The sequence below is a fragment of the Bacillus sp. FSL K6-2944 genome (assembly GCF_038005385.1).
GTDB lineage: Bacteria > Bacillota > Bacilli > Bacillales > Bacillaceae_G > Bacillus_A > Bacillus_A cereus.
In genome coordinates this window covers 964,724-977,427 of record NZ_JBBOTE010000001.1, presented here as the reverse complement: position 1 = coordinate 977,427, position 12,704 = coordinate 964,724, and the positions used below count along the sequence as shown (strand labels likewise).

Genomic DNA, 12,704 nt, shown 5'->3' with positions numbered 1-12,704 from the left:
AAAAGTCGTGGCTTATAATGCCACGACTTTTTATATTAATTCGTACTAATGCCTCTCGCTGCCCAAATGCGATCGATATCAGCAGCATGTTGTCCGCCATATAAAAGAGCATCCGCTTGCTTAATCGCTTTCGCTCCATCACTGAATTTAGAGTTTGGTGTTAATGACCAGTGTGATTGTAAAATGATTTTTGTTGCTACATCACGGCCAAAAGCTTGTGCCATTTCGTATTGGCCTTGAGCCCAAATTTCACCATCATCATGCACTTCATTCGTTATATCTTTCGGATATACTTTATTCGTATCTAATCGGCGTAAGCATGTTGGATCTGAACTAGAATAAGCTGTCGCATCCCATTCTCCAACACATGCTTTACCATATCCAGTAGTCGATACTGCATCTTCATATGTAGCACCTAGGAAGTCGCCAAATCCTTCTCCCATCGCTCCACCTTCTGCTGAACTACCAAAGCCAGGAACTTGGTTATCTTGAATCGAATGCCCATATTCATGTGCGATAATACCAGCATCTTCTGCATCATCAACACCGCCAGTACCGAAAGTCAAAGCTTTTGTTGATGGAGAATAGAATGAGTTATCATCAGTTGTACCATTAACATTCACTTTTATCGAACGGTTATTAATATTTTTAAAACCTAGACTTTGAATGTAACGTTGCAATGTGTCAATATGATAGTACGACATAACATCTTCAAAGCTATCATTTGCGCGTGTATAGTTAAATTGTAAATTCGTAGATTTTGTTTTCGCTTTTGAAGAAATCGTTACATATTCTCCAATTAAAAATCCTGTTCCATCTAAACCTTTTAACGTAACAGTTTTCAGTTGGTTCGTTAGAGCTGTTGAATCTGCATCGTTATTATCTTTTAAGCCTACTTTACTACCGCTAGATACGACTGGGTTAGGTAAAAATACTTTTCCTGACCCTTCAGCTTTTCGGTTTATATCAACCTTTTTAATTAACTTTCCATTTTCTGCATCAATAAATGTTTCCCATGCACCAAATGGATTATTAGAATGGACTACAACTTTATATACTGGACGAGCAATTCCTTCTTCAACAATATATCCGAACTCTTTATCTGTAGGAGCCCATAAATTTTGCTCACTTGCTTCTCCAACATACGCCATTGATTTTTGTATTGCATCTTTTTCACTAATTTTTGTCGTTACTTCCTTCACACCTGTAACAGGCTGATAATCAGAAACAGCGAGTACTCCCTTTCCCTCTCCGTTAAGCGTAACTGTTATTTGTTTTGAAAATACAGGTGCGCCATTAACAACTTGTTGGAACCTAACATATGAAGCTACTGACGTTTCTGTTGTAGAAATATATTGCAAGTCTGAAAGGTCTGTTTTCAATCCATACTGCGCAGCATTTTCTTTTAAATATTCAGTTGCTTTTTTCTGTGGCGAATAAGCTTCTAACTTTACTTGCTGTTGTTTTTCCAATGCCGAAACCGTAGAAATCGTCCCCATTACTAACGGCACGGTCATTGCCATTGCCACCATTTTTTTATTAAACATAGAACCACTCCCCCTAATAAAGTAGCTCAACCTTATCCCATTACCACTCGGCAATCATTCCCCACAAAATGGGGGGATAAAAATTGAATCTACGAGTAATTCTCTATGAACACTTCTATTACCTTTCCATTTAGGGTAAGTGAAATTTTCTCAATATTTATGTGTAAAGTGAACACAATACTTTAGAAATATATTTCTAAAGTATTTCCATAACTCTTAACCTTTTTAAATTACTTTGTAAAAACAGGATATTTTTTACCTAACGGTAGGTTGAAAAAAATATTTATGAATGATACGATTTTATATAACCTTTTTGTAGGAGGCTTTATTATGAGCAAAAGTGAAGAAACACTCTCTTCAATTATGGAAGCAAGCTATCGACTGTTTGCCGGACATGGCATTACTAAAACGACCTATTCTATGATTGCTGAAGAAGTCGGAATTGCTAAACCGTCCATTTATTATTACTTTAAATCTAAAGATGCATTAATCGAATGTATTTTCACAGAATTATGTGCTGCGATGCAGTTTTCTTCCTTCTTCCATACAGGAGAGTTTACGAAAGAAAATTTTATTGAGAAATGCATTGAAATTGGATTCAAAATAATTGATGAACAGCAGAACGATCCTTATTTTAATCGTGTGTTGCAAGAATATGTATTACTGTCTTCAAGAAATGATATGTACAAAGATCGATTACTAACTGTGCAAACAGAATATTTACAAGGATTTGAATCACTCCTTACAAAAGCAAATGAGCTTCAATTGATTGAAAATAAAAATCTAGTTTCAAAAGCTCATATGTTAGCATTAGTGCTTGATAATGTCGGGAATTTTATGATGTTACATGTGGATATAGATTATAAACAAATATGGATGGAAGCTGTAAACAGCATTTTTGAAAGAAGGGATTGAATTGAATACTAAAAAACGAATTATCGGCTTAGATTTTGCTAGAGCTTTGGCGATGTTTGGTATGCTGCTTGTTAATTTTATGGTTATAACTGGTGCTGAAGGAAATGGCCCCTCATTTTTAATAACTTTTATGTCACTTTTTGAAGGTAGAGCTTCTGCCTTGTTTGTTATACTTGCTGGAATTGGCATATCTTTAATGACTAGATCCTCCGTTGCTAGCAATGAAAAAACAAAAATTTCTAATAGCCGAAAAATCATCTGGAAACGGGCACTATTCTTATTTATTTTAGGATTACTTTTATACTTAATGGAGTGGACTGGGGATATATTACACTACTACGGTGTTTACCTTTTCGCTGCTGCATTACTCATTACAGTACAAAAAAAAACATTGCTCTTGTTATCTATTATTATCCTACTCTTGGCACAATCGCTTCAGCTTACTTTCAATGCTTTCGAAGGTTGGGGAGGCCCTACTCCATTTATAAACTATGTAGACTTCTGGACAGTAAACGGTTTTCTTCGCAATCTATTCTTTAATGGTTATCACCCTTTTTTCCCTTGGTTTTCGTTCTTCTTAATCGGTATGATAATTGGCAGATTAGATCTTTATAATAAAAAGATTAGAGATAGGTTGCTCTTGCTCGGTATAACATTCACCGTACTGATAGAACTTTTATCAAAAGGGCTCACGTACTACTTCATTCCACACATTGGCAAAGAAGCTGCTACATTTTTGTTTAATACAGGACCCATTTTACCAAATCTATTATATATTTTATCTGCTACAGGATCCGCTATTACTATATTAATACTTTGCCTCTATATCACTGAAAAATATGAAAAAAATTGGTTTGTTACTTCCATTATACAAACAGGTCAATTAACATTAACTCATTATGTAAGTCATGTATTTATCGGAATTGGGACATTAATTCTATTCAATAGAATGGAACATCAAACACTACTTTTCGTTTTATTATTTGCTACTGCATTTTTCATTTTCAGTATTTTGTTTAGCGTATTATGGAGAAAGAAATTTTCTAGAGGACCTATCGAATGGATTATGAGGAAATTAGCTAGTTAATTTACCTCCATACAAAAAAGGAAGTTGGAATCATTCCAACTTCCTTTTTTCTTTAATTAGCTGCACTTAATTTAATTCTAAGTTTTGTTTCACCTAAAGAAAGTTCATCATCTTCGTTCGTTAAGTGACCAAATGTAAATTGTTTAACGAGTAAGTTTTCTTCCAATAAATCTTTATGGTTCGTTAACGTTCGCTGTAGTTCTTCTTCTGTATCAAGAATAATATCGACTCGTAAATTAACTGGTAAATTCAACTGTTTACGGTATTCTTGAACCGCACGAATGAATTCACGCGCTACTCCTTCTTGTAACAATTCTTCCGTTACATTCGTATCTAACATAACTGTATATTGTCCGTTAGTCGTATTAGAGAATCCTGATTTTGCAACTTTCTCAACTAACACATCTTCACCTGTTACAACTACTTCTCCTTCTGGTGTTGCTTCGTAAACTGCTCTTCCTGTTGATACAAAGTTTTGTACTTCTTCTTGTGATAATTGTTTTAGCCAACCATTCACTGCATTCACATTTTTACCGAATTTTGGCCCCGCTGTTTTAAAATTAAGCTTCAATTGATATGATGTGTATTTTGTTTCATCGAGTTCAACATGGAACGCTTTTACATTTAACTCATCCATAACGATATCACGATAAGATTCCCAATCCATATCATTCTCGTTATGCTCAAGTAATACAAGTTCTGCTAGCGGCTGTTTTACTTTTAAAGAATGCTGATTACGGTTACTTCTTCCAAGTTCAACAACTTGTAAAACAGCATCCATTTCCGCTTCTAATTTTGGTTGAAGTAGTGATTCATTTACAACTGGATAATCGGCTAAATGAACGCTGCTTCCTTCTAAATTTAGATGAATGTCTTCCGCGACAAACGGTGTAAATGGTGCAATTAATTTACTAATTGTTACAAGCACTTCATGAAGTGTCTCATACGCAGCTGCTTTCTCAGCGTTCATACCAGATTCCCAGAAACGATTACGTGAGCGTCTTACATACCAGTTACTCACTTCATCTACAAGTGCTGCAATTTCACGAGCTGCATTCGTAAATTGATAATCATCAAGTGCAGTTCTCACTTTTTTCGTTGTACTATGCAATCTTGATAATACCCATTCGTCTAATTTCGTAAGCTTTACATCATACGTTTCTTTCGGATTATACTCATCTAAATTTGCATATAAAACGTAGAAGCTATACACATTGACTAATGTATCTACAAATTTAGATTTCGCTTCCAGTACTGTTCTTTCAGAAAAACGCTTCGCATTCCACGGGGCACTATCAACAAGTAAAGCCCATCTTAGCGCATCTGCACCAAATTTATCTACTAAATCAACTGGATCTAGTGCATTTCCTTTGCTTTTAGACATTTTCTGCCCTTCTTCATCTAAAACATGCCCTAGTGATAACACTCGTTTATACGGTACTTTTCCTGTATATAGTGCTGATACTGCTAATAAACTATAAAACCAGCCGCGTGTTTGATCAATTCCTTCTGCAATAACATCCGCTGGAAACTGCTCTTCAAATAACTCTTTATTTTCAAATGGGTAATGATATTGTGCAAATGGCATAGAACCACTATCAAACCAAACATCAATCACTTCTGGTGTACGATTCATTGTGCCTCCGCATTTCCCGCAGCAGACTTGCACTTCATCTACATAAGGCTTATGCAATTCCAAATCTTCTGGTGTTTCTTTCGTACTATGCTTTCTTAATTCGGCAATGCTTTTCGGTGCGAACTGATGATCACAACTTTCACATTCCCATACATTCAATGGCGTTCCCCAATATCTATTTCGGCTAATATTCCAGTCCACCATATTTTCTAAAAACTTACCAAAGCGCCCATGTTTCATATGATCCGGATACCAAGTAACAGAATCATTATTTTGTAAAAATGTATCTTTAATTGCAGTTGTTCGGATTAACCAACTTTCTCCTGCATAATAAAGTAGTGGTGAATCACAACGCCAGCAATGCGGATAGCTATGTTCATATTTTTCTTTATGATACAGTAAACCTTCCTTCGCTAAATAACGAACGATATCCACGTCACAATCTTTTACAAATTTCCCTTTCAAAAATGGTACTGCCTCTGTATACTCACCTTTTTCATCTACAACGTGCAAGAATGACAATCCTTCACTTTGAACAACTCTATAATCGTCCTCTCCATATGCTGGAGCAATATGAACAAGTCCTGTACCACTATCTCCCGTTACAAAATCTGCTGCAATAACGCGGTAACCATTTGTAACTTCTTTCATCGGAAATGGCGCTGTATAAGATGTGTTTAATAATTCTTCGCCTTTATGAACAGATAATACTTCATAGTTCTCTTTTAATACTTCTTGTACACGTTCTTTCGCAACAATGTATACATGACTTTCTTGTTTTGCTTTAACGTATTCCATATTTGGATGGACAGCAAGCGCAACGTTTGCTGGAAGTGTCCAAGGTGTCGTTGTCCAACCTAAGAAATACTCATTTTCACTATCTTTCACTTTAAACTTCACAGTTGCACTTAAATCTTTTACTGTTTTATACCCTTGCGCAACCTCATGTGAGCTCAATGAGGTTTGGCAGCTTGGGCAGTATGGTGAAACTCTATGTCCTTTATATAACAATCCTTTTTCATGAATTGTCCCCAAAATATGCCATACACTTTCGATATATGGATTCTTTAAAGTTACATATGGATCATCCATATCTACCCAATAACCAATACTTTCAGTGAATTCGCGCCACTGCTTCTCATATGTGAAAACACTCTCTTTACACTTTTGAATAAATGGTTCAATGCCATATTCTTCGATCTCATGTTTACCAGAAATACCAAGTTGCTTCTCAACGCCTAATTCTACAGGTAAACCATGTGTATCCCATCCTGCTTTTCTTAACACTTTATAACCAGCCATCGTTTTATATCTTGCTACTAAGTCTTTAATTGTTCGTCCAAGTGCATGACCTACATGCGGTAGTCCGTTCGCCGTTGGTGGTCCTTCATAAAATACGAAAGACTGTGCGCCTTCTCGATTCTGAATTGATTGTTCGAAAATATTTTGTTCGTTCCACTGTTTGCGAATTCGCATTTCTCTTCCTACAGCTGATTCTTTTACATCTACTTTTTCCATATACAATCACTCCTTTGAATATTTTAAAGCACACAAAAAACCCGTCCCTATAAAGTAGGGACGGGTTTACCCGCGATACCACCCTAATTCTATTAGCTTTTTCACTAATAGCACTTAGCAACGTACTATCATACGTGTTCTTTGTAACGGTAGACATCCGTCCGGGCTTACTTACTTTCAGCCTCGGCTCCTCGGAGATGATTTTCAAATAACGTCTGCACACCGGCTTTCAGCAATATACCGGCTCTCTGGAGAACAGCTCACTATTTTACTCTTTCTCGTCTTCAGATTTGTATACTTTGTTAAAAGTTATTTTATGCCATTTAGCAACTAATTGTCAACTAATTCAAAATATATCCTTATCTTTTTCCCCTATTCTTATACAATTACTTTTCAAATTCTCGCAATGCTGCTAAATTTTCATCATCCTCAATAAGTTCAGCAAAGAATCCCGATTCATCCTCACGAAGGACAAATTCAAGCTCTTCCTTCGCCTCTTCATTTCTATTTAACTGTGCTAAATAACAAGCTCGATCATATCTTGCTAACAAATCACTCGCGTCAATTATTAATACTTCATTTGTTATTTTTTCTGCCTTTATCGTTTGGCCGGCACCATGATATGAAGATGCTAAAGAAAGAAGAATTGCTGTTTCATTTGGATGATGTATAGAAGCATTTTCTAATACATGAATTGCCTCTTCAAACCTTTCTTGACTTTGATATATTTCTCCTAAAGCAAGAAATGCTCTACTTACAAACGGTGTTTGCTCTGTTAATTGTAAGATAATCTTTTCTGCTTTTCTTTCTTCCCCTGCTTTAAAGAATACTTGTGCTTGCAGAAGAAGAGTATCATAATCATCTGGTAGTTCTCGAACCATTTGTTTCGTTAATTCCAAAGCATCTCTTAACATATCTTCTTCCTCGCACTCAACGAAAAGATTTACAAGTTGCTTCGCTACGTCATAATCCCATTTATTTTCTAGTGACGTGTGCAGAATCTCTATTGCTTCTTTATTCATCTCTACATTCTCATAAAATAGCGCAAATCGCTGTGCTGCCATACTATTTTTCGGATTTAACTTTAAAGAGATTTCATATAAATCAATTATCATAGTAACCATTGAAATTTCTTTCGCACGATTTTTCATACGATAAAAAGCTCTCGTAATGATAGATCGTTTTGGCTGTTCATGCAGCTGGCGTTCAATCCATATTTCCGTAACCGCAGCTGCAGCATACATGAATGCTGTACTCCTTTCTGCTTTTTTCACCTTTAACGTATGAAGAAAATCTCGTATGTTAGACAATTTTTTATGTTGCTCTACTGCTTTTACATAAACATCAAATATACGTTCATTATCAAAATCTTTTTGTATTACTTTCATTGCAACTTCAATTGCTTTTACATTTCTTTTTTTCACTAATACTTTTGCATAATGATATAGAACTTCTATATGCTCACCATCTAATTGTAGTGCGTATTCAACCTGTGCTTGTTCTTTATCTATTTCATTCATCGCTCCGTACACATATGCAATCGCATCTAAACGCCATATTTCAGGTACTTCGTCCACTAATTGTTCTAGTTCAGTCAGCAATTCTTCCTGAAGATTCATATCTACTGAAAGCTGTGCTAAATATTCCATATTAATATGCAACGGCTCTTCTTTCATCGCCTGAACCATATGACTTTGTTCTTTAGAACGGTTTTCTTCTTTTTCGTATATTTCCGCAAGCTGTAAATGTACACCTACGAAATTCCCATCAAGCTCTAAACATGTTTCATACGCTTGTTTTGCTTCCGTCAATTGCCCTAATGCCATAAGTGTTTCACCAATTCGGTAATACGGTAATGCCGTTTCCATTTGTTCTATCGCCTTATTATATCTTTTCATCGCTTGGCCGTACTGTCCAATAGATTCATATAAAATACCTGCATAACAACCGTACTCACTTACTTCATTTCTTTCTTTGTGTAACGTTCTTAAAAATGCTATACCTCGTTGTACAAATTCCGTTCCTTTAATTCGATTCACATATTCATCTAACGCACTTGCTACATTATAATCACTTTTCTTTATACCATTTTCTAACTTAGATAGTGCTACTTTAAACCCTTCTTCATTTCCACCAAGTTCAATTTCAGCATCCCATAAAACCATTCCTGCATTCATGAGGAAATCTTGGCTCTTTTCAATTTGCTTCTCAAGACCAAGTATATATTCTTTTGCTTCCTTATATTGTTCTCTTGCCATATAAACTTGTGTAAGTCCGAAGTGAGAATAAACATCCTCATCATTTTCTTCTAAAGCACGCTTATACAATACTTCTGCTTCTTCCAAGCTATCATTTTGAAAATGATAATCACCTAATTTTACGTAAAGAGGTGCTTTATCATCACAATTCTCAATACCGTTTAATAAAATTTCTTTCGCACTTTCCTCATCCTTCAAATCAGATTCGTATATTTCCGAAAGTTTCGTATAAATGTAAGGTGCATTACTATCCAAACGAATCGCTACTTTAAGCCCTTTTATTGCTAAATATAATTTCCCTAGTTGATGTGCACATCTCGCTCGTTCATACCATACATGCGCTTCATATTTATACTCTTTTAACAAGTCATTAAAGATTTCATATGCTTCTTCATATCTTTCTAAATCTATTAATATTAAACCGTGATTTGTTAAAGTGAACCTTTCAGGACTACGCTCTAACGCAACTTGAGAGTATTGCAATGCTTTTTCAGATTGATCAATATACATATAGGATAAAGCGAGAAAACTCCAAGCAATAGGCTGATCTGCGTCTAATTGTAACGATGAACGAAAGCTTGAAATCGCTTCTATATAACTTTCCTGCTCAAAAGCATATCTTCCGTTTATTAAATGATATAAAGCACGATTATTTTTCTTCTCAACGCTTGTCAGCATTTGCTCCGCTTTCTCTACTTCTTGAAGACGAATAAAACACTGTGCACCATGCAATTTAACAAAGTCCGAGTTCGGAAACTTTTCCATTAACTTATCGATACAATATAAAATAAATTCTTTATCTACTTCAACATCTAAGTGCTTTATCGTATATAACCACGTATTTGGATTATCACTCGTTTCTTTTAAAAATTGTACTAAGTTACTAATCCCCTCTTTGTCATGTTCATCTAAATGATCCGTAAGAGAAAAAATAGATTTAAAGTAACGATTTTCTTCCTCACTTAGAAACGCTAGTTGCTCCTTCTTTTCTTTCGGAACAAACGTGATTGCTAAACAGCCTGTATAACGATATTTTTCTTGTAATTTACTATATTCCACAAGAACTGGTTCTATAAAGTTTGGATCTTGAACATAGAAAGCTTGCAATGTATCATCATATCCAGATAGAACTTGTACGTGTGAAGCATGCTCAATATCTATACTTAATAAAACAGGAATTCCTTCGTCAATCAGTCTCTTATAATTCTCTTCATTCCCTTTAAAATAACGATATTCATAACCTAATTCTTCTAAATAAGAAACAGTATCTGAAAACTTCGAACCTGTCATATCAAAAATAAACTCTGCTATTTCATCTTGTGTACGTTTCTCTCCCCATATACGCAACATCATCTCTAAACTTGTCGGAACACAATAATTATCCTTTTGTACAATAGGAACTATCGGCAAGTGAACCTTTTTTCCATCCGGATTTTTTTCTAAATTATGATATAAAGATTCTTTTAAACTCTTTTCTTCTTTTAATAGTTTTTGTAAATCTGCAAATTTATTCATTTTGTACAGTGCTTCTGCACGTAAATGTACAAAGTAAGTATTATAGGCATGATACGGCAGCTGAGTATTTATGTTATCTATTACCGCTAACATCTCTTCATATCGCTCTAAATCTAATAAATACTTTATCTTCTCAAAATGAAAATATGGTACTTGTGGGAATTTTACAATTGCATCATCGATTAACTGTATCGCGCGTTTTTGTTCTCCTTTATTCGCATACAATTGTGATAATAAATAGGTAGATAACTCTTCACAATCTTCATGCTGCATGCCAGCAATAAATTGTTCTTCCGCTTTCTCCCATTCACCTGTATGCATATAAACGTAGCCCCATTTATCAAACACTGCGCGTGCACTGTACTCCTCTGCTTTTTGCATATACATTAACGCTTCTTCGTTTCGTTTCATTTCTAAAAGACATCGTACTAACGTAAAATATGTTTTCGCTAAAAAATCTGCATCTATTTCTTCTTTATTACTCTCTTCTAAAGTTTCTTTTAACAGCTGCTCTGCTTCAAGAATTTTCCGCTCATCAATTAACTCATCACAATATAAAGAGAGCGTTCTCATATTTGGGAATTTTTTATAAGCGTAACGAATGAGGAATGAACTGTATTGGTGCATAAGCCCTTCATCAGTAAGACGAATTAATATATCGAACTCCTTATGCGAAGGAATATTGGCAAGCCAATTCTTCACATAGGATAAAGTATTCGTTTCTTTTATATATGCAATTTCATTATTTATTTCCTGTAATCCATCTACAAATCTCTTGTCTTTTAAACAAGTTTCTAACTGCTTAAAATCTAGCATGCATTCACCTCGAATTTATATTTATACTGCTACTTGCTTAGATTTTACACACCATATAGTATGTATTCAACTAAAATCTCTTATAATGGATGGTATTAATTAATATTATTCAAATTTATAACAAAATATAGTAAAAATGATTGTCTTTCTCTGTATTTTGTTTGATTATATAGAATAACGTAACATGTGTATCCTATCTTTTGTTAGTTAAAAACAGTACATGAAATTATATCGGCGATTATACGGTGAATATCGACTTACCAACAAAAAATGACATTTTTCTCATTCATTAAATCAGGGTACTCCTTAAATATACAAAACGGAGACTCTATTTGACCCGCTATATACTGTGCAACATTTTTCTTTGAATTCAAATTAACACAACTTCTAACCTCCTGTAGAGCAAGAATATGTGGAGAAATAATTCAAATTTCCTCACAAATAGCTTCTAATCTCTCCAACCAAAGACTATTATGGTTCCATATATTGAAGGTAGCAATCCTTAATAAATCACTATCTTTCAACATTCTATTTCACCAAATGTAATTTTCATATTCGGAGCATATACTAAAGAAGAATGAAGATGAAATGCCTTGAAAAATCGTAGTTCAGCTTCATATTGAGCTAGCGCATTATCATATGTTAATCCTCTGGCTATTAAACGTTCTACAAATTGTTGCTTATCACCCGGATCACCTGCAATCCCCTCTTCTTTTAATGATTGATACAAATCGTTTTTATCATTGTGATGCATATTTGAATCTAAAAAGTTCACTTTATCGCTTACTCTACATTCAATATTTTTCACACCTAATTCACTTAAATATATCGGTATTTTCATGCCTATATTGCCATCTTTACCATTTCTTTGCGTATCACTTTCAAATAATTTCTGCAAAACACCTAGCTGAATAAATTCCGATTGTTTCTCCCCATCTAGTAAATAAGAAGCCATATTAGAAATCCAATGTGGTTCAAAACAGATTATTTTTCCACCCTTTTTAACTGAATGTATCATTTTTTGTAGCATTGTTTCTGGAGTAGTCATATGTAATAAGAAAGCATGACAGATTGCTATATCGTATTTATCGTTCAGTTCAATTTCTGTAGCATCTCCTTCAAGAAATTCTGAATCATACGGAAGTAAACGAAACAACTCTCTGGCTTCAGCTAATAATGTTTCTCCACTATCAATACCTGTATACTTTGAACCTTCTGGGAGTAATGGCATTAATACTAACCCTAAATAACCATATCCACAACCGTAATCAACGATATGTACAGGCTTAGTAATCTTCCAAACTGTATTTACTAAAAAGCTTACATAATCGTCGTTGTAATATAAATCTCTCGTGTTTTTTAAATATGTTAGTTTATTGTTCCAATCATATGTTTCCAACATCTAACGCCTC

6 protein-coding genes and 1 other annotated feature are annotated in these 12,704 nt (G+C 34.6%); of the genes, 2 read left to right on the top strand and 4 right to left on the bottom strand.

Annotation, left to right across the window (positions count from 1 at the left end; genetic code table 11):
• Nucleotides 1-35 precede the first annotated feature (35 nt).
• Nucleotides 36-1,547 (bottom strand): M36 family metallopeptidase, encoded by a 1,512-nt coding sequence (locus MHH55_RS05095; protein ID WP_000482274.1) that lies wholly within the window; start codon nucleotides 1,545-1,547, stop codon nucleotides 36-38.
• Nucleotides 1,548-1,877: 330 nt separating this feature from the next.
• On the opposite strand from MHH55_RS05095, the gene MHH55_RS05090 reads away from it, so the two are divergent.
• Nucleotides 1,878-2,462 (top strand): TetR/AcrR family transcriptional regulator, encoded by a 585-nt coding sequence (locus tag MHH55_RS05090; protein WP_078187079.1) that lies wholly within the window; start codon nucleotides 1,878-1,880, stop codon nucleotides 2,460-2,462.
• A gap of 1 nt (nucleotide 2,463) precedes the next feature.
• Nucleotides 2,464-3,549: a DUF418 domain-containing protein gene (locus tag MHH55_RS05085; protein WP_139362477.1), complete on the top strand. Its 1,086-nt coding sequence runs from the start codon at nucleotides 2,464-2,466 to the stop codon at nucleotides 3,547-3,549.
• A 52-nt stretch (nucleotides 3,550-3,601) separates the two neighbouring features.
• Here MHH55_RS05085 and ileS read toward each other — a convergent pair whose 3' ends face one another.
• From ileS to MHH55_RS05070, 3 genes are all read right to left on the bottom strand, one after another.
• Nucleotides 3,602-6,703 (bottom strand): isoleucine--tRNA ligase, encoded by a 3,102-nt coding sequence (ileS, locus tag MHH55_RS05080; RefSeq protein ID WP_000416534.1) that lies wholly within the window; start codon nucleotides 6,701-6,703, stop codon nucleotides 3,602-3,604.
• 53 nt (nucleotides 6,704-6,756) lie between these two features.
• Nucleotides 6,757-6,997: a binding site (T-box leader), on the bottom strand.
• Between the two features lie 92 nt (nucleotides 6,998-7,089).
• Entirely contained in the window at nucleotides 7,090-11,292 is a 4,203-nt protein-coding gene (locus MHH55_RS05075; RefSeq protein WP_048656758.1) for a bacteriocin-processing peptidase family protein, read from the bottom strand.
• Nucleotides 11,293-11,812: 520 nt separating this feature from the next.
• Nucleotides 11,813-12,691 (bottom strand): class I SAM-dependent methyltransferase, encoded by an 879-nt coding sequence (locus MHH55_RS05070; RefSeq protein WP_048656812.1) that lies wholly within the window; start codon nucleotides 12,689-12,691, stop codon nucleotides 11,813-11,815.
• Between the last annotated feature and the right edge of the window lie 13 nt (nucleotides 12,692-12,704).

What these genes read in the sequence shown, in the direction of transcription:
- MHH55_RS05095 (WP_000482274.1), bottom strand. Translation starts at nt 1,547, where the DNA reads ATGTTTAATAAAAAAATGGTGGCAATGGCAATGACCGTGCCGTTAGTA.
- MHH55_RS05090 (WP_078187079.1), top strand. Translation starts at nt 1,878, where the DNA reads ATGAGCAAAAGTGAAGAAACACTCTCTTCAATTATGGAAGCAAGCTAT.
- ileS (WP_000416534.1), bottom strand. Translation starts at nt 6,703, where the DNA reads ATGGAAAAAGTAGATGTAAAAGAATCAGCTGTAGGAAGAGAAATGCGA.
- MHH55_RS05075 (WP_048656758.1), bottom strand. Translation starts at nt 11,292, where the DNA reads ATGCTAGATTTTAAGCAGTTAGAAACTTGTTTAAAAGACAAGAGATTT.